Origin of the sequence: Williamsia sp. MIQD14 (genome assembly GCF_051025635.1) — a bacterium.
GTDB lineage: Bacteria > Actinomycetota > Actinomycetes > Mycobacteriales > Mycobacteriaceae > Williamsia_A.
Window position 1 is genome coordinate 533,321 of sequence record NZ_JBPFDG010000003.1, and the last position, 18,815, is coordinate 552,135.

General features: G+C 68.9%; 16 protein-coding genes. 12 read left to right on the top strand and 4 right to left on the bottom strand.

Annotated elements, in window-relative coordinates:
• A complete protein-coding gene (locus ACQ7HM_RS14060) occupies positions 1-2,451 on the bottom strand; it encodes a sensor domain-containing protein (RefSeq protein WP_434216850.1) in 2,451 nt (816 codons plus the stop codon).
• A gap of 230 nt (positions 2,452-2,681) precedes the next feature.
• On the opposite strand from ACQ7HM_RS14060, the gene ACQ7HM_RS14065 reads away from it, so the two are divergent.
• From ACQ7HM_RS14065 to ACQ7HM_RS14095, 7 genes are all read left to right on the top strand, one after another.
• The gene (locus ACQ7HM_RS14065; protein ID WP_434216851.1) at positions 2,682-3,842 is read left to right on the top strand and encodes a beta-ketoacyl synthase N-terminal-like domain-containing protein; all 1,161 of its coding nucleotides are present in this window, start codon (positions 2,682-2,684) and stop codon (positions 3,840-3,842) included.
• A 157-nt stretch (positions 3,843-3,999) separates the two neighbouring features.
• Positions 4,000-5,088, top strand: a complete 1,089-nt coding sequence (locus ACQ7HM_RS14070; RefSeq protein WP_434216852.1) for an acyl-CoA dehydrogenase family protein — start codon at positions 4,000-4,002, stop codon at positions 5,086-5,088.
• Position 5,089: 1 nt separating this feature from the next.
• Positions 5,090-6,256, top strand: coding sequence for an acyl-CoA dehydrogenase family protein (locus ACQ7HM_RS14075; RefSeq protein WP_434216853.1), 1,167 nt, complete (start codon positions 5,090-5,092; stop codon positions 6,254-6,256).
• Positions 6,257-6,263: 7 nt separating this feature from the next.
• Complete coding sequence (locus ACQ7HM_RS14080) at positions 6,264-7,283, top strand: bifunctional MaoC family dehydratase N-terminal/OB-fold nucleic acid binding domain-containing protein (RefSeq protein WP_434216854.1); 1,020 nt, start codon at positions 6,264-6,266, stop codon at positions 7,281-7,283.
• Positions 7,280-7,744, top strand: a complete 465-nt coding sequence (locus ACQ7HM_RS14085) for a MaoC family dehydratase (protein ID WP_434216855.1) — start codon at positions 7,280-7,282, stop codon at positions 7,742-7,744. Before ACQ7HM_RS14080 ends, ACQ7HM_RS14085 begins: the two co-directional genes overlap by 4 nt.
• The gene (locus ACQ7HM_RS14090) at positions 7,741-8,916 is read left to right on the top strand and encodes a lipid-transfer protein (protein ID WP_434216856.1); all 1,176 of its coding nucleotides are present in this window, start codon (positions 7,741-7,743) and stop codon (positions 8,914-8,916) included. The genes ACQ7HM_RS14085 and ACQ7HM_RS14090 overlap by 4 nt, the downstream gene beginning before the upstream one ends.
• Positions 8,913-10,586, top strand: coding sequence for an AMP-binding protein (locus ACQ7HM_RS14095; RefSeq protein WP_434216857.1), 1,674 nt, complete (start codon positions 8,913-8,915; stop codon positions 10,584-10,586). The genes ACQ7HM_RS14090 and ACQ7HM_RS14095 overlap by 4 nt, the downstream gene beginning before the upstream one ends.
• Here the strand turns inward: ACQ7HM_RS14095 and ACQ7HM_RS14100 are convergent.
• Positions 10,583-12,244 carry an MFS transporter gene (locus ACQ7HM_RS14100; protein ID WP_434216858.1) on the bottom strand — a complete coding sequence of 554 codons (1,662 nt, stop codon included), beginning with the start codon at positions 12,242-12,244 and terminating at the stop codon, positions 10,583-10,585. The genes ACQ7HM_RS14095 and ACQ7HM_RS14100 overlap by 4 nt on opposite strands.
• A 137-nt stretch (positions 12,245-12,381) precedes the next feature.
• Here ACQ7HM_RS14100 and ACQ7HM_RS14105 point away from each other — a divergent pair, with 137 nt between their 5' ends.
• The 3 genes from ACQ7HM_RS14105 (at position 12,382) to ACQ7HM_RS14115 (ending at position 14,318) form a co-directional block, all read left to right on the top strand.
• On the top strand, positions 12,382-12,510 hold the full coding sequence (locus ACQ7HM_RS14105; RefSeq protein ID WP_328856991.1) for a hypothetical protein: 129 nt from the start codon (positions 12,382-12,384) through the stop codon (positions 12,508-12,510).
• 95 nt (positions 12,511-12,605) lie between these two features.
• A complete protein-coding gene (locus ACQ7HM_RS14110) occupies positions 12,606-13,226 on the top strand; it encodes a TetR/AcrR family transcriptional regulator (RefSeq protein WP_434216859.1) in 621 nt (206 codons plus the stop codon).
• A 129-nt stretch (positions 13,227-13,355) separates the two neighbouring features.
• The gene (locus ACQ7HM_RS14115; protein WP_434216860.1) at positions 13,356-14,318 is read left to right on the top strand and encodes a ferritin-like domain-containing protein; all 963 of its coding nucleotides are present in this window, start codon (positions 13,356-13,358) and stop codon (positions 14,316-14,318) included.
• A 10-nt stretch (positions 14,319-14,328) separates the two neighbouring features.
• On the opposite strand, the gene ACQ7HM_RS14120 is transcribed toward ACQ7HM_RS14115, so the two are convergent.
• A complete protein-coding gene (locus ACQ7HM_RS14120) occupies positions 14,329-15,192 on the bottom strand; it encodes a MaoC/PaaZ C-terminal domain-containing protein (protein ID WP_434216861.1) in 864 nt (287 codons plus the stop codon).
• Positions 15,192-16,910: a 3-oxosteroid 1-dehydrogenase gene (gene kstD / locus ACQ7HM_RS14125; protein ID WP_434216862.1), complete on the bottom strand. Its 1,719-nt coding sequence runs from the start codon at positions 16,908-16,910 to the stop codon at positions 15,192-15,194. The genes ACQ7HM_RS14120 and kstD overlap by 1 nt, the downstream gene beginning before the upstream one ends.
• 172 nt (positions 16,911-17,082) lie before the next feature.
• On the opposite strand from kstD, the gene ACQ7HM_RS14130 reads away from it, so the two are divergent.
• Together ACQ7HM_RS14130 and ACQ7HM_RS14135 are read left to right on the top strand one after the other, a co-directional pair.
• Positions 17,083-17,919 carry a 2-keto-4-pentenoate hydratase gene (locus ACQ7HM_RS14130; RefSeq protein WP_434216863.1) on the top strand — a complete coding sequence of 279 codons (837 nt, stop codon included), beginning with the start codon at positions 17,083-17,085 and terminating at the stop codon, positions 17,917-17,919.
• Entirely contained in the window at positions 17,916-18,815 is a 900-nt protein-coding gene (locus ACQ7HM_RS14135) for an acetaldehyde dehydrogenase (acetylating) (protein WP_434216864.1), read from the top strand. Before ACQ7HM_RS14130 ends, ACQ7HM_RS14135 begins: the two co-directional genes overlap by 4 nt.

The window sequence follows — 18,815 nt, forward strand, 5'->3', positions numbered from 1 at the left end:
TCAGTCCGGCGCGGTGCCGTCGGCGTCGACGAGCGGCCTGATCGCGGCGAGTGACGTCGGCGTCGCGTAGTAGTACCCCTGCGCGAAATCGCACTCGACACCCTTCACCTTCGCCGCCTGACTGGAGGTCTCGACACCCTCGGCGACCACGCGCATCCCGGTGGTGTGGGCCATCGCCACGATGCTCGAGAGGATCGCCTGGGCCTCGACGCTCTCGTCGAGGGCGTCGACGAACGGCTTGGCGGTCTTGAGGATGCTGATGGGCAGGCGGTAGAGCTGGTTCAACGACGAAGCACCCGTGCCGAAGTCGTCGATCGCGACCTGGATGCCGAGTTCGCGGATCGCGGCGAGGGTCACCGGCGCGCGGGTGTCGCTCTCGGCGAGTGCGCTCTCGGTGATCTCCACGCACAACCGTTCCGGCGCCATGCCGGACTCGGTGATCGCGTCGGTGAGCCTCGACAGCAACCGCCGGTCGGTGAGCTCGCGACGGGACATGTTGACGCACAGGGTGAGTTCCGACGTCCACGGCGCCGCGGCGAACTCGGTGGTGGCGGTGCGGACGACGTGGTCGCCGATGAGGTCGATGAGGTCGGTCATCTCCGCGATCGGGATGAACTCGGTCGGCGAGATGCGGCCCAACGTCGGGTGGTCCCAGCGCAACAGCGCCTCGACCGCGACGACCCGCTGGTCGCCGGTCGCGACGATCGGCTGGTACTCCATGAACAGACCGCGGGCCCCCGAGTGCAGGGCCTCGCGCAGATCCTGCTCGATCGACTGACGGCGCTGCAGGTCCTCACGGTGCTCGACTCGGAAGCGCACATAGGGTGTGCGCGAACTGGATTCGAGCTTGGCCTGGTACAGCGCGATGTCGGCGTCGCGGAGCAGGTCGGTCGGTGACCGTCCGTCGCCGAGGCCGGCGACGGCCACACCGATGCTGATGGTGAGTCGTTCGCTACGGGTGCCCAGCGCGATCGCCGCGCCCATCGCGGCGTGAACCGACTGGCTCTGCGCCTCGATCCGGTCGTCGAAGTCGTCGGAGAGCGGCGTCACGATCACGAACTCGTCGCCGCCGATCCGGCCGATCGCGCTGCCGGCGGGGGTGATGGCGTCGAGTCGGCGCGCGATGGTCTGCAGCACCTCGTCGCCCACGGAGTGGCCGAGGGAGTCGTTGACGAGCTTGAAGTTGTCGAGGTCGAGGTAGTAGACCGCGACGCGGTCCTCGGGGGCGCTCAGACCGTCGATCTCCCGTGCGAGCCTGCGGAGGATCCCGCCGCGGTTCAGCAGTCCGGTGAGGTGGTCGTGATTGGCCTCCCACGCCAGCTGCGAGGTCCGCTCGTGCCGGTCGGTGATGTCGACGATCGACACCAGGGCCGCCGCGCCGTTGGCGTCGTCGTCGATGATGCGGGCGCTGCACGACAACCAGCGCCGGCCGTCGCTCGTCGTCAGCTTCGCGGTGCGGTCGGCGACCGGGAGCCCGGTGCGCAGGCATGCGGCGATCGGCGACTCGATGTCGTCGGGGAAATCGAGTGCGAGCGAATCGATGTCGACACCGGGCACCGCCGTCGGGTGCAGTTCGAGCATGGCCACCGCCGCGGGGTTGGCCAACTCGATGCGGCCGCCCTCGCGCACCACGATGACCGCCTGGTGCAGGGACATGAGGATCGCGCCGAGCCGCTCGATGAGCGGGCGGCGGGTGGCCGCGCAGACCAGCAGGTAACCGTCGCCCATCGCCGTCGCGGAGACCCGGGTGAGCACCGACCGGCCGTTGTCGTAGCGGTGGTGCAGTTCGTCGACCACGCCGCCCATCGCGACGATCGCACTCGGGTCGGTGCCGGCGCCGACGACCGTCCCCAGTGGGCGGCCGATCGCGTCGAGCGCACTGAGGCCGTACATTCTCGACGCTCCCCGGTTCCACGACCGCACGTGCAGGTCGCGGTCGACCGAGACCACCGCGTCGCTCACGTGGTCGATGAGCGCGGCCTGGTGTCGCAGCGCGGTCTCGGCGGCGCGAATGGCGGCGACGTCGCGCAGGATCACCTGGTAGGCGGGTGCGTCCTCCCAGATGGTGCGGACCGAGGTGACCTCCATCGGGCGCGTCTCCCCGGTGGCGTTGCGCATCAACACCTCTTCGGGCATGGTCGCCGCCCCGGGTTCGTCGCCCATGTCGGTGAAGCGTTCGAGCATGCGCGGCAACGAGTCGGGATGGACGAAGTCGGTGATCGACAGGCCCAGGAGTTCCTCGCGCGTCTCGACACGGCCGAACCGCACCGCCGCGGAGTTCACGTAGACCACGCGGCCGTCCTGGTGGACCACGATCGGGTCCGGACTGAGCTCGAGGAGCAATCGGTACCGCTCGGCGACCGGCGAGACCGCCGAGGGCGTCATCGGGGCCGCGGCCGGGGCGACGACCTCTCCGACGGCCTCCCCGTCCGACGTTCCCCCGACCGACACGACCACTCCGATTCCTCGCTTGCGGCCGATTCGTCGCGAACCGACGCGGCCATTGTCCCGCACATCGTTAGCGCATGTGCCCGGTGATGCGGAAGTGCATCCGCGAGGTCTGTGAAATATCCCGGACTCGCCATCCGGCACGAAAGTACGAGATCGTGGGAAGTGCCGTCTGACCTGGGCGGATTCACGATAGGCGACTGCTTATCGCGGCAAACGACAAGGAGTTCACCATGGCAAAGAACTTGCACTCCCGTGTGTCCGGAGTTGGCACCGTCACCGGTTACGGATGGGGTCGAGACCGATTGTGGGAAGGGCTCGCATCGGGCAAACCGGCCGCCGGCCTGCACGCGGGCTTCGGCTCGACCCCCGACGAGGCCGGCTGGTTGGTGGCGGTGCCCGACGGCGGCGAGCCCACCGACGGTGCCACCCGCTTCGCGCGGGCGATGCGCTGGGCCGCGCGCGAGGCGATCGAGGACGCCCTGGCGCACGGATGGACCCCCGGGCGTCGCGTCGGACTGGTCCACGCGACGGTCATGAACGACACCGCGATGCACCCGATGTTCTCGTGCACCCCCGGCGCGTTCAACCCGCGGCAGTACGTCGCGGTGACCCCGTCGACACCGATCACCCTGCTTATGCGCGAATACGGGTTCCACGGGCCGGCGATGAGTGTGTCGGCGATGTGCACCTCGGGGACGGCGGCGGTCATCACCGCGAAGATGTGGCTCGACGCCGACATGGTCGACGACGTCGTCGTGGTCGCGACCGATCTGTCGGCCACGCCGGAGATCGTCAACATGTTCATGCGCCTCGGGGTGGCGATCACCGACGACGAGCCGCTCTCGGCCTGCCGTCCCTTCCAGGAGGGCAGCCGTGGGTTCACCTTCGGCGAGGCGGCGGTCGGATACGTGATGACCAACCGGCGTGACGTCGACGGATACGCCGATGTCCTGGGCGGCTCGATGGCCCACGACGGTTTCCATCCGACGTCGATCGATCCCGAGCTCACCCATGTCCTCGGATGCGTCGACGATGCGCTCGAGAACGCCGGCGTGTCCGGTGAGGACATCGCGTTCCTCAATGCCCACGGCCCCGGCACCGCGCAGTGCGATGCCGCCGAGGGCACGATCGCGACGAGCCGGGTGCCGAACGCGGGGGTGTTCTCGGTCAAGCCGTTGGCCGGGCACTGCCAGGCGGCGGCGGGTGCGGTCGAGCTGGCGGCGTCGCTGCTCGGGTTCACCCACGGCGAGGTGCCCGCGAGCCCGCAGGTGTCGCGGGCGGTCATCCCGAACCTGCTCGACGGTCTCACGACCGCCGAGCCGGGGCTCACCCTCAAGACGTCGCTCGGCATGGGCGGCTACACCTCCGCCCTCGTCGTGTCGCCGGTCTGAGCCCTGACCCGAACACTCCGGGGGTGTTCGGTGCGATCGGGGGCGGTCGCGAGTCATGACCGCCCCCGATCAGCCGGCCGGTCGGCGGCCCTGGGGTCCGGGGCCCATCTCTGCTACAACTAGAACAGGTTCTAGTTGGAGATGAGGTGTTCGCCCCGTGGACTTCACCGTCGATGCCACCGCGACCGCGGTGGGCGATGTGGTGTCGGACCTGCTGCGCCGTCACACACCGGTCTGGGAGGCGGAGTTCGCCGAGCCCGGTGGATTCGACACCGAGCTGTACTCCTCGGTGCACCGCGCCGGTCTGCTCGCACTTGCGCTGCCGTCGGCCAACGGCGGCGACGACGTCGGGTTGATCGGCCTGCACCCGCTGCTGCGGGCCCTGGGCAGCGCGGCCGCCGTCACCCCGACGCCCGGGACGGTGGTCGCCGCCGCCGTCGCGACCGATCCGGTCTCGGCCTCGCTGGTGGAGACGATCGTCGACGCCGGTGGCCACATCGCGGTGGCCGTCTCCGAGCCGGGTTCGCCGCTGACCACCACCCCGCAGACGTCGCTGTCCCACGGCCGTCTGCGCGGCACCAAGACCGCGGTCCTGCACGCGCAGGGCAGCGCAGCACTGCTCGTCACCACCGACTCCGGCGCCGTCCTCGTCGACACCGACGCCGCAGGGGTCAGCGTGACCGCGACCCCGTCGTCGACGGGCTGGGGCGAGTACACCGTGCGTTTCGACGACGTCGCCGTACCCGACGACCGCGTGGTGGCCCGCGACGCGCGAGTGGTGCGCGACGCCCACCGCTTCGCCCTGTCCGCCTACGCCGACGGTGTCCTCGCGGGAGCTCTGCGCATCACCGCCGACCACGTGACCCAGCGCGTCCAGTTCGGCAAACCGATCGCGACGTTCCAGGCCGTCACCCAGCAGCTCGCCGACATCTATGTCGTCGGGCGGTCGATGAACCTCGCCGTCACCTCCGCGGTCTGGCGGATGTCGGAGGGGCTCGACGCCGATCGCGATCTGTCGATCGCCGCGTACTGGCTCGCCGCGGAGATGCCGGCGACGCTACGCACCATGACCCACCTGCACGGGGGTGTCGGTGTCGACATCACCTACCCGCTGCACCGCTACGCCTCCATCGTCAAGGATCTCGCGCGTCTCGTCGGCGGTCCCATGGCCCGACTCGACGAGCTCGCGGAGTCGTCCGTGTTCGCAGACGAGCTCGCAGAGTCGTCCGTGGAAGAGGGGATCTGAGATGTTCATCGACCTCACGCCCGAACAGAAGGCGCTCAGAGCCGAGCTGCGCGAGTACTTCTCGTCGCTGATCTCCGCCGAGGACGCGGTGACCATGCGCACCGAACGCCACGGACCCACCTATCGCAAGGTGATCCGACAGATGGGTTCCGACGGCTGGCTCGGTGTGGGCTGGCCGACGGAGTACGGCGGCAAGGGGTTCGGCGAGATCGAACAGCAGATCTTCGTCAACGAGGCCGCCCGCGCCGATGTCCCGCTGCCCGCGGTCACCCTGCAGACGGTGGGTCCCACCCTGCAGGTCCACGGCACCGAGGAGCAGAAGGCGAGGTTCCTGCCGGCGATCCTCGCCGGGGAGGTCCACTTCGCCATCGGCTACAGCGAACCGGGTGCGGGCACCGATCTGGCGTCGCTGACGACGGCCGCGGTCCGCGACGGCGACTCCTACGTGGTGAACGGCCAGAAGCTCTGGACGACAGGCGGTCACGACGCCGACTACGTGTGGCTCGCGGTACGCACGGACAAGACGGTGGCCAAGCACAAGGGCATCTCGATCCTCATCGTCGACACCAGGGATCCGGGCTACAGCTTCACCCCCATCATCACCGCCGACCGTGCGCATCACGTCAACGCCACCTACTACTCCGACGTCCGGGTGCCGGTGAGCATGCTCGTCGGGGAGGAGAACGGTGGCTGGAAGTTGTTGACCACCCAGCTCAACCACGAACGGGTGATGCTCGGTCCGGCCGGCCGGATGGACGGTCTGCTGGCGCGGATCACGGCGTGGTCGCACCGACCGGCCGCCGACGGTGCCGTCCCGGCGAAGAACCCCGACGTGCGGCGGGCGCTGGCCGAGATCGCCGCCTACACACGTATCAACGAACTGCTGAACTGGCAGATCGCGTCATCGGGCAACGAGTCCATCTCGATGGCCGACGCCGCCGCGACGAAGGTCTTCGCCACCGAGCGGGTGCAGCGGATCGGACGCCTGATCGACGAGATCATCGGTCGTTACGGTGATCTCAGCGATCCGGCCACCGCGGAACTGGTGGAGTGGTTCGACGCGCAGGCCAAACGCAACGTCGTGATCACCTTCGGCGGCGGGGTGAACGAGGTGATGCGCGACATGATCGCGACCGCGGGGCTCGGTCTGCCGCGAGCGGCGCGGTAGCCGCCCCATGTCCCTCGAGTCCCCGTCCCCCGACGACACCATCCGTGCCGCCACCGACGCGGTGCGCGCCGCGGGCGCGAGCGCCCCGGTCGCGGGCCGGGATCCGATCAACACCCCGATGATCGCGAACTGGGTCGAGGCCATCGGCGACACCAACCCGATCCACTCCGACGACACCGCGGCCCGCGCCGCCGGGTGGGACGGCATCGTCGCTCCACCGGCGATGGCGCAGGTGTGGACGATGCGTGGACTCCACGGTGCGCGACCCGACGACGACCCGCTCTCGGCGGTGTCGCAGATCTTCGACGATGCCGGCTACACCTCGGTCGTCGCGACCAACTGCGACTCCACGTATCACCGCTACACCCGCCCCGGTGAACAGGTGGCGATCTCGTCGGAGTTGACCGACGTGGTCGGCCCCAAGCAGACCGGGCTGGGGGAGGGCTGGTTCTTCACCACCCACAGCGTGTGGACGGTCGGCGACGAGGTGGTCGCCGAGATGGACTTCCGGATCCTGAAGTTCCGGCCCGCCGAGCGGGCGAGTGCACAGTCGATCGTCTCGTCGGCGGGTGCCGACACCGCCGACCTCGACGCCGGGTCGCTGATGCGGCCCAGCGCGTCGCGCGACACCGCGTTCTTCTGGGAGGGCGTGGCCCGGCACGAACTGCGGATCCAACGTCTGCCCGACGGTGCCCTGACCCACCCCCCGGTCCCCGCACTGTGGAAAGACCACACGGAGCCGACCGACTACCAGGTGGCCGCGGGCACCGGGACCGTCTACAGCTTCGTGGTGCACCACGCGCCCCGGGTGCCCGGCCGCACGCTGCCGTTCGTCATCGCGCTGGTCGAACTCGACGAGGGGGTCCGCATGCTGGGCCACCTGCGCGGCGTCGACCCCGCCGAGGTCGCCATCGGGATGCGCGTCACCGTCGAGTTCCTCGACATCCCGGCACACCCGGACATCGCGGACGACGCCCCCTGGTGCCTCTACGCCTGGCGCCCCCTCGACGATCAGGAGCGATCATGACCGCCCCGACCGCCACGACGGTCCCCGCCCACCCGCCGACCGCGGGTGTCGGTGACACGTTGCCCGCGTTGACGATCGAGGCGACACCGACGTTCATCGTGTCGACGGCGCTGGCGACCCGCGATTTCCAGGACGTCCACCACGACCGCGATCTCGCCCACGCCAAGGGATCGAAGGACATCTTCGTCAACATCCTCACCGACACCGGCCTCGTCGGTCGCTATGTCGCCTCGTGGGCCGGGCAGCGGGCGCAGATCCGGTCGATCACCCTGCGCCTCGGTGTGCCCTGGTACGCCTACGACACCCTCACCTTCTCCGGCACCGTCAGCGCACTCGACGCCGGCACGGCCACCGTCGACGTCGTCGGGACCAACTCGCTGGGCAAGCACGTGACCTCCCGGGTCGTCGTGGAACTCGATCACACTGCGGTGGATCACTCAGCGGGGAAGGGTCGTTCGTGACGAACACGCTGTCCGGTGCCGCCGCGATCGTCGGCATCGGCGCCACCGATTTCTCCAAGGACTCCGGCCGCAGCGAGCTGCGACTGGCCGCCGAAGCGGTGCGGGCCGCGGTCGCCGACGCGGGATTGACGCCCGCCGACGTCGACGGTCTGGTCTCGTTCACGATGGACACCAACACCGAGATCGCCGTGGCCCGCGCCGCCGGGATCGGTGAGCTGACGTACTTCTCCCGCATCCACTACGGCGGCGGCGCAGCGTGTTCCACAGTCCAGCAGGCCGCGATGGCCGTCGCGACCGGCGTCGCCGACGTCGTCGTGGCCTACCGCGCCTTCAACGAACGCTCGGGCATGCGTTTCGGTCAGGTCAACGCCGGCCTCGCCGCGCAGGACAACTCCTCGGGCACCGACAACGCCTTCAGCTACCCGCACGGGTTGTCGACACCCGCGGCGTTCGTGGCCATGGTCGCCCAGCGGTACATGCACGAATACGGGGCGACCAGTGCCGATTTCGGTGCCGTCGCCGTGGTCGACCGCAAACACGCCGCGGTCAACCCCCACGCGTTCTTCCACGGCAAGCCCATCACCATCGACGACCACCAGAACTCGCGCTACATCGCCGAGCCCCTGCACCTGCTCGACTGCTGTCAGGAATCCGACGGTGGTGTCGCGCTGGTGATCGTCTCCGCCGAGCGGGCGCGCGACATGCCGCACACCCCGGCGGTCATCGCCGGTGCGGCGTCGGGCAGCGGCACCGATCAATACATCATGACCAGCTACTACCGTGACGATCTCGCGGGCCTGCCCGAGATGGGCCTCGTCGGTCGGCAGCTGTGGGAACAGTCGGGTCTGCGTCCCGGCGACATGGACGCGGCCATCCTCTACGACCACTTCACGCCGTACACGTTGATGCAGCTCGAGGAGCTCGGGTTCTGCGGGCGCGGTGAGGCCAAGGATTTCGTCCGCGTCCCCGGGGCACTGGAGGTGGGTGGCGCACTGCCGCTGAACACCCACGGCGGCCAGCTCGGTGAGGCCTACATCCACGGCATGAACGGCATCGCCGAGGGCGTCCGGCAGTTGCGGGGCGACTCGGTCAATCAGGTCGACGGCGCGGCACGCGTCGTCGTGACGGCGGGGACCGGTGTCCCCACGAGCGGATTGGTGTTGACCCGATGAGTGCGACCGACCTCGACCCCACCGACGTGACCTCCACCGACTTCAACCTCGGCGACATCTTCGAGACCATCGCCGACGCGGTGCCCGACCGGATCGCGATCGGCTACGAGGGTGTCGACGTCAGCTATCGCGAGCTCGACGAGCGGTCGAACGCGATGGGTCACCTCCTGCGCGACAACGGGATCGGTGCCGGCGACCACGTCGCGCTGTACCTGAAGAACAGCCTCGAGCACGTGTACGCCATCGTCGCGCTGCTCAAGATCGGCGCCACGGCGATCAACATCAACTACCGCTACACCGCGACCGAGCTCGCCTACATCCTCGACAACTCCGACGCCGTCGCCGCGCTCGTCGAGCTGCCCGAGCATCAACGCACCCTGGCCACGGTGCTGCCGCAGACCGCCGTGCGTTCGGTGCTGGTGATCGGCGACATCGCCCCGGAACTCGCTGCCGCGCAGAACAATCGGGTGTCGGTCGGGATCGTCGATCTCGCCGCGTACAGCACCGCGCGTGACTTCCCGGCCCGCTCGGGCGATCAGCACTACATCCTCTACACCGGCGGCACGACCGGCTATCCGAAGGGTGTGGTGTGGCGTCACGACGACTTCTTCCACAAGCCGCTCTCGGGCGGCAACCCCTACGGGCCTGAGCCGTTGGCCGATCACGCCGCGATCGCTCACAACGCGAGCACGTTCGCGCCGATCTCGTTCCTGCTGGCCGCGCCGCTCATGCACGGTGCCGCCATCTACTCGCTGTTCATGTTCTTCATCAACGGCGGACGACTCGTGCTGCAGCGTGATTTCGTCCCGTCGGCGGTCCTCGACTCGATCGAGCACCACGGCGTGCAGATCGTGCTCATCGTCGGCGACGGGATGGGTGCGCCGCTGGTGGAGGAGATGGAACACCGTGCCGCGCAGGGCACGCTGGACGTGAGCGGCCTGCTGTCGGTGACGAACGGTGGGGCGATCTGGTCGGGCGCCGTGCGCGATCGGATGCGGGCGATCAAACCCGACCTGTGGTTCCGCGACAACTTCGGGGCCTCCGAGACGGGCAACGACGGTGAGCTGATCATGGGGGCCGATGGACTGTTGCGCTCGACGTCGAACCCCGCGCTCACCGTCCTCGACGAGAAGCTCGCGCCGATCGAGCCCGGATCCGAGGAGATCGGCTACATCGCGCGCGTCGGACGCGTCCCGGTCGGCTATCACAAGGACCCGGAGAAATCGGCCCGCACCTTCGTGACCCTGCCCGACGGACGTCGCGCGGCGATCCTCGGCGACATGGGGCGACTCGACGCCGACGGCGGTGTCGTGTTCCTCGGTCGCGGCTCGGGCTGCATCAACACCGGTGGCGAGAAGGTGTTCGCCGAGGAGGTCGAGGCCGCGGTGCAGGCGCATCCGGCGGTGCACGACGTCCTCGTCGTCGGCGTCCCCGACGAGCGGTTCGGTCAGAAGGTCGCCGCGGTCGTCTCGGTGGTCGAGGGGTCGCCGACGCCCACGCTCGCCGACGTCCAGACCGTCTGTCGTGAACACATCGCGGGGTACAAGGTGCCGCGGGCGCTCACCGTCGTCGACGCCGTGAAGCGGTCGCCCGCGGGCAAGGCCGACTACACGTGGGCCACCTCGGCGGCACAGGGTGCCGCGGCGGGGGGATCGGCCGCGGCGGTCTAGCGAACCGGATCGGTCTCGCGGTCGGCGGGTGCCGAGACGACCGTGGTGCCGGTCGCCTTCTCGTCCAACCGGTTCGGCGCCCAGAACCCCAGCACGATCGAGCCGGCGATCACCAGCGCGCCCAGCACGATGTAGGCCTGGTTCGACGGGTCGAGGAACGCGCGCTGGGCGCCGTCGAAGATGTCGGCGCCGAGACGGCCCGGGATGTTCTGACCGATCTGTTCCGACACCGCGCGCGCCTGCGCCAGGGACCTACCGATGGTGTCGCGCACGGTGTCGCTCTGGTTGATCAGCATCTGGCCGCGGGCGGTGTCCCCGCTCGCGGCGAGCTGATTTCCCATCGTCCGCAACTGATCGCGGGCGGCGTCGGCGGTGGCCCCGATGCGCGCGGTGTACCCCGCGGCGACGATGCTGCCCGCGAGCGCCATGCCGATGGCCGCCCCGAGCTCGCGCGCGGTGTCGTTGACGGCCGAGCCGACGCCCTGGTTCTCCACCGGGGTCGACACCATGATGGCGGTGGTGGCCGGCGCGGTGGCGATGCCCAGCCCGAAGGCCATGACCGACAACAGGATCGCGATGGTCGAGTACTCGGTGTAGGTGAGCGCCCCGAGCAGCACGATCCCGATGCCGAAGATGCACATCCCCGGGGCGAGCACCGCGCGGAAGTTGAAGCGGACCGCGAGCCAGTTGCCCAGCAGCGACATCACCATCACGACCACCACGAGCGGGAACATCGCCACCGCCGACTTCAGGGGCGAGTACCCCATGATCAGCTGCAGACGCTGCAGGATGAGGAAGAACGTGCCGAACGATCCGAGGAACTGCAGCGCGATCGCGAACGCACCCGAGCCGAACGCCCGCCGGCGGAACAGGCGGACGTCGAGCAGGGGATGCGCGCGCCGGGTCTCGAGTCGGATGAACGCCGCCGCCAGGCCGAGACCGGCGATGAGGGCGATCAGCACCAGCGGGTCGGTCCACCCGCGCACGGGACCCTCGATGAGTCCGAACACGAACGCGGCGATGGCGACCGCGGAGGTCACCGACCCCGGGAGGTCGAACGGCGGCGGATTGCTGTCGCTCGAGGTGCCGATGGTGAAGGCGAGCGCGACGATGAGCACCGACGCCCCGGCGAAGGTGATGAAGATGGAATGCCAACTGAAGAACTCGAGGAGGATGCCGGTCACGAAGAAGCCGCCGATGGCCCCGGCGCCGGCGACACCGGCCCAGATGCTCACGGCGATCGGTCGTTTCGACTCCGGGACGCCGGAGGTGATGAGCGACAGCGTCGCGGGCATGACCAGCGCGGCACCCGCACCGGCGAGGCAGCGGGTCGCGATGATGAGGTTCGGGTCGCCGAGGAACACCGGCAGCACCGAGGCCACCCCGAACACGACCATGCCGCCGATGAGCATGCCGCGCCGACCGAACCGGTCACCGAGGGCGCCCGCGGGCAGCAGCAGGGCCGCCAGCGTCAGGGTGTAGCCGTCGACGAGCCACGTGATCTGCGCGGAGTCGGCGGAGATGTCGGGCGCGATCTCGGCCAGTGCGGTGTTGAGGGCGGCCATCGCCGCGACGACCGCGCTGAGTGCGGCGCACGCGACGGCGATCAGCCAGACGTCGCGCATCGCAAGACGGTCGGCGCTGTTCCGCTCGGTCATGTGTTGCTCAATCGTGACGTCGCGATGCGGCCTAGTTTTGTGGCCACAAGTGTTACTTCTGTCACTATTTTCACACGAGCACCACACAGCTCGCCAGACCGGGTCATCGCTGCCCCGGGGTGAAAGGAACCGATCCCATGTCCGTCACCATGCACAACCGTCATCACTCACCCGCGTCCATCCGCCTCTGGCGCGTCGTCGCGATGATCGCGCCGCTCGCCGCACTCGTCATCGGCATGCTGCTCGTGGTCGGCTCGATGGGCTGACCGTCGCTCGATCCCTGCAGGGCGTCGAGATTTTTGAGACTAACAGTCTTGTGTAGCCTCGTCTGCGGTTCGACCGTTGCAGGAGGTGGTGTCCGGTGCGTCGTCGCGATCCGCGCCCGGCACAGTCGCGCGCGAAACTGATCGACGCCGCCGCCGACCTGCTGCGCGAATCGGGTCCCTCGGCGGTCACCGTCGACGCCGTCGTGGCCGCGGCGGACGTCTCCCGGGCCACCTTCTACCGCCACTTCGCCGGCACCGCCGAACTCGTCGCCGCGGCCTTCCACGTCGTCATCCCGCCCGCGCCCGTGCCACCCGAATCCGGTTCGGTCCGAGAGCGTCTCCTGGCCCTGACCCTCGGACAGGCCCGTCTCATCGCCGCCGTCCCGGCGACCACCACCTTTCTCGCCTGGCTCTCGCTCGGCGCCGATCTCGGTGCCGACTTCCGCACCCGCGACCCCGACGACCTCGTCGAACAGCGCACCCTCCGCGAGCGCGTCGCCGAGCAGTATCTGCGACCGTTCGACGAGGTGCTCGGGAGCCCCGACGCCGTGGCATTGCTCGGCGACGTCGACCGCATCACCGCGATGGCGTTGCTCGTCGGGCCGCTGGCCATGGGGCGTCTGAGCACGCTCACGACCTTCGACTACGAGGCGATCGCCCGCGCGGCCGTCGACGGGTTCCTGGCCGCGCGGACCCCGCGCGACACGCAATTCTGAGAATGGGGGCGTTGGATACCCCGGGGGCCTCGAACTGTGCTTAGGTCGTTTCACGATCCCTAGCACCTGGGAACGCGTACTTCGTCGGGGCCGCGTGCCGGTCATCAGTTGTGAACCAAAGGACCATTCATGTTTGATCGTCACTTCCTCACGTCCGCGATCGCCCGGAGTTCGGAGAACTCCGTCGACCGCCGTCGTTTCATGCGCGCGGCCGGCCTGACCGGACTCGGTGCCGGTGCCGCGATGGTCGCGGGCACCGGGATCGCCGCGGCCGACAACAGCCCGTCGATCCCGCCGGGTGTCGGCAACCTCATCCCCGCTCCCGCGGCCCCCATCACCGACGGCGCGATCCTCAACTTCGCCCTCAACCTGGAGTACCTGGAGGCGGAGTTCTACCAGCGCGCCGTCAACGGTGTCGGCCTGCCGAACAACCTGCTCGGCGGCAAGGGTCGCCTCGGTGGCGTGAAAGGCGGCCGCAAGGTCACCTTCACCTCGCCCGCGGTGAAGGCCTACGCCCAGGAGATCGCCGCCGACGAGCTCGCGCACGTCGCGTTCCTGCGCAAGGCGCTCGGTGGTGCCGCGGTGGCCCGCCCGGCGATCGACCTCGACGCGAGCTTCACCGCCGCGGCCAAGGCCGCCGGTCTGATCAGCGGCAACCAGACGTTCGACGTCTTCGCCAACGAGGACAACTTCCTCCTCGGCGCCTTCATCTTCGAGGACGTGGGCGTCACCGCGTACAAGGGTGCGGCACCGCTGGTGCAGAACAAGACCTACCTCGATGCCGCGGCCGGCATCCTGGCGGTCGAGGCGTACCACGCGGGCATCGTCCGGTCGAGCCTGTACAACAAGGGACTCGTCAAGGAGGCCAACGCGATCTCCGACGCACGCGACAGCCTCGACGGATCGTCGGATCTCGATCAGGGCATCACCAAGGGTGGCGCGGCGAACCTGGTGCCCACCGACGGCAACGCGATCGCCTACAGCCGCACCCCGTTCCAGGTCCTCAACATCGTGTACCTGAACCCGAAGCCGGTCACGCGTGGCGGCTTCTACCCGGCCGGTGTCAACGGCGCGCTGAACATCAGCGGCTAGTCACCGTCGTTCACCGCCGCCGATCGAGGACGACGTTGCCCAGCACGGGGGCGTCGTCACGGTCGGCGGCGGTCGCGGTTGCGAGCAGCTGTGTGCCGGTGTCCCACACCGAGATCCGGAACGTCTCACCGGGGAAGAACACGCCCGCGAACTTCGCTCCGAACGCGCCCACCACCCCGACGTCGCCGTCGAGGACCTCGTCGACCAGCGCCCGGCACACCGTCCCGTAACTGCACAATCCGTGCAGGATCGGTGCGGGGAACCCGGCCCCGGCGGCGAACGCGGGATCGGAATGCAAAGGGTTGCGGTCGCCGCAGAGGCGGTAGAGCAGTGCCTGGTTCGGGTGGGTGGGAACGGTCAGCACGTGGTCGGGAGCACGGTCGGGGTACTCGACCCGCTCGGATGCGCCGCGCTCGCCCCCGAATCCACCCTCGCCCTTGGCGAAGATCGACGACCGTGCGCTCCACAGCAGTTCGCCGTCGCCGTCGAAGGTCTGCGACTCGGTGAACACCACCGCCGCCGAACCCTTGTCCTGGACCTCGGCCAGGCGGGATCGTGTCGTTGCCTTGCCGCTCGCGGGGATCGGTCTGTGCATCGTGACCTGCTGGCTGCCGTGGACCACCTTGGCGAGGTCGATCTCGATGCCGGGGAACGACACCGTCGGCGCCGAGGTCGCGTGGAAGTTCTCGGCGACGGTGGCGAACGTCGGCAGCACCGCCGGCGCGGTGTCGTCGACGTAGCGCAGGCCGCGGGTGTCGAGGGGATCGGCCGCCGCACCCACGCCGAGGTTGTAGAGCGCGACATCGGAGGCACTCCACTCGAACGACACCTCGCCGAGGTCGGCGCCGACCGCGACGTCCGGATCGATCGGCATCAGCCCGCCCGGCGATCCGAGCCGACCTGCTGTGCCGGCGACGATCCGGCGCAGTCCATCGCCGCGAGATGGCCGAACACCATGGCGGGGCCGATCGTTGCGCCGGGACCGGCGTAGGTGTGTCCCATCACCGGGCTGCTGGTGTTGCCCGCGGCGTAGAGGCCCTCGATGATCGAACCGTCCTCGCGCAGAGCACGTCCCGCGACGTCGGTGTTGATGCCGCCCTTGGTGCCGAGATCGCCGGGGTACATCTTCACCGCGTAGTACGGGGCCTTCTTGAGCTCACCGAGGCTCGGGTTGGGCTTGTTGGTGATGTCGCCGTAGTAGTGGTCGTAGCGGCTGACGCCACGCCCGAAGTCGTCGTCGGATCCGCTGCGTGCGAAGCCGTTGAAGCGTTCAGCGGTCGCGACGAGTGCGTCGGCGGGCACCTCCATCTTCTCGGCGAGGCTCTCCAACGACCCGGCCTTGAGTACCGCGCCGGTCGTGAACCACTTGGCGGGCAGGGGCTGTCGACCCGACACCGAGGCGAACATGTAGCGGTCGCGGTAGGTCTGGTCGAACACGAGCCACGCCGGGATGTTCTCGCCGGGCCCCTCGCCCTGGCCGTACTCGCCGCCGAACATCTGGTGCACGGCCTCGACGTACGGGAGTGACTCGTTCATGAACCGCTTCCCGCGGGTGTTGACCATGAACGAACACGGCAGCGAGCGTTCGGCGAGGGCGAACCACGGGCCGCGCGGCAGCATGATGGTCGGGCCCCACCACGAGTCCTCCATGAAGCTCACCGCCGCACCGATCTTGATGCCCGCGTTGATGCCGTCGCCGGTGTTGCTCGGTGCGCCGGTGGTCCATTCGGTGCCGATCGGTTCGCGCTGGTACTTCTTGCGCATCTCCTCGTTGTGCTCGAATCCGCCGCAGGCGAGGATCACGCCCTTGCGGGCGCGGATGGTCGCCGGTGTCCCGTCGGCGTCGACGGTGACACCGACGACCCGACCGTTCTCGGTCACCAGATCGGTGAGACCGGTGTTGAGCATCAGGGGGACACCGAGTTTCCGGACCCCCAGCAGCAGCTCGCCCATGAGGGCGGCACCCATCCCGATGAGGTGTTTGCGGGTCACGCGACCCCAGATCATCCGCAGACCGACCTGCATGATCTTGAGCGGCCCGCGCCAGTGCCGCAGCCCCGTCGACAACCAGCGGTAGTCGGACTGCTTCACGACGACGCCGAGCGGGGCCTTGGTGTACTGCGGGTGCAGGGTCGCGAAATCGGCGCCCAGCTTCTTGGCGTCGAACGGCCGCGGCTCGCACGAGCGTCCCCCGACACGGCCGCCGGGCGCCTCGGGGTAGTAGTCGGAGTAATTCTTCACCCACTCCAGATCCAGCGGCGCGTGCTCGGAGAGGAAGTCGAGAACCTTCGGGCCGTTGTCGATGTAGGCGTCGATGCGTTCGGGTGCGACCACGTCGCCGACGATCGACCGGACGTAGGTGCGCGCGGCCTCGGGATCGTCGTGCACACCGTCGCGCTCGAGAACGGAGTTGTTGGGGATCCACACGCCGCCGCCCGAGCGTGACGTCGAGCCGCCCCAGTACGCGGACTTCTCGATGATGACCGTCGACAGGCCCTGCGAGGCGGCGGTGATCGCGGCGCTCATCCCCGCGCCACCCGCGCCCACGACGACGACGTCGTATTCCGCTTCGAGGTGGTCTGTGCTGGTCATGGCCGGCCCTTTCGCCTGTCTCGCCGGAGCCGGTCGGTGGATGCCGGTCTCCCGCAAATCTAGAACACGTTATAGAATTGGTCTTCGTGCAGGCTATACCAGGTGGACGATGGTTCACCACCGACGTTTGTCGGCGAAACGGCAACACGTTCCTACGAAAGAGGGCGCAGACGTGACGGTTCCCGACGACGTGCGCGATCACATCGCCCACACCCTCGCCGACGCCGAGGCGCGGGCGCAGGCCATCGACCCGCCGACCGTGTCGCATCCCGACCTCGACGTCGTCGACGCCTACGAGATCCAGCTTCGCAACATCGCCCGCCGGGTGGCCGGTGGTGCCCGCGTGGTGGGACACAAGGTGGGTCTGGCTTCGGAGGCGATGCAACAGATGATGGGCGTCGACGAGCCCGACTACGGCCACCTCCTCGACACGATGGGGTATCGCCAGGACGCGCCGATCGATGCGCGCCGGTTCTGCTTTCCCCGCGTCGAGGTGGAGGTCGGTTTCATCCTCGGCAAGGACCTGCCGGGCGCGGGCTGCACCAACGACGACGTCGTCGACGCGGTCGAATGGGTGGTCCCCGCCATCGAACTGATCGACTCGCGTGTCCGCGACTGGCAGATCACCCTGTGCGACACGATCGCCGACAACGCGTCGTCGTGCGGCTGGATCCTCGGCGACGAGCGTGTCGCGATCGCCGGCATCGACACCGGCGACATCGACGCCGAACTCACCCGCAACGGCGAGGTCATCGCCAAGGGCAACTCGTCGGCCGTGCTCGGCCATCCGCTCAACGCGGTGTCGTGGCTGGCGCGCAAGGTCGATGCCTTCGGGGTGCGTCTCCGTGCCGGCGACGTGATCCTCCCCGGGACCGCGACACGGGCGATCGACGTGCGGCCGGGTGACGAGTTCCGTGCCGACTTCGTCGGTCTTGGCAGTGTGACAGCCGAGTTCGTCGGGTTGGGCTCGGTCACCGCAGATTTCCGCAGCAGCGAGGAGAAGAAGTGAGCGCGAAGGTCACCGCCGCGATCATCGGATCGGGCAACATCGGGACCGATCTGATGTACAAACTCGAACGCTCCGAGGTGATCTCGCCGCGCTGGATGGTCGGGATCGACTCCGACTCCGAGGGCATGAAGCGCGCCGCCGACCACGGGCTCATCACGATGTCCGGTGGTGCGGAGGAGTTGCTGGGTTCGAGCGAGCGGCCCGATCTGATCTTCGAGGCGACCTCGGCCTACGTCCATCGGGAGTACGCCCCCCGCTACGAGGCGGCGGGCATCACCGCGATCGACCTCACCCCGGCCGCGGTGGGGCCCGCGGTGGTGCCGCCGGCGAACCTGCGTGAGCACCTCGACAAGCCGAACACGAACATGATCACCTGCGGTGGGCAGGCGACGATCCCGATGGTGCACGCGGTGTCGTCGGTGGTGTCGGTGGCCTACGCCGAGATCGTCGCCTCGGTGGCGTCGGTGTCCGCCGGTCCCGGTACCCGCGCCAACATCGACGAGTTCACCAAGACCACCTCGCGCGGGATCGAGACGATCGGCGGTGCCACGCGGGGCAAGGCGATCATCATCCTCAACCCGGCCGATCCGCCGATGATCATGCGCGACACCATCTTCTGTGCAATCCCCGAGGATGCCGATGTCGATGCGATCGCCGAATCGGTGCATCGTCGCGAGAAGGAGATCCAGGAGTACGTGCCGGGATACCGCCTCCTGCAGGATCCGCAGTTCGACCCGCCCAGCGCGATCAACGGCGGCATGGCGCGGGTGTCGATCTTCGTGGAGGTCGAGGGCGCCGGCGACTTCCTGCCGCCGTATGCGGGCAATCTCGACATCATGACCGCAGCCGCCACCAAGGTCGGCGAAGAGCTGGCCAAGCAGAAGTTGGGGATCTGA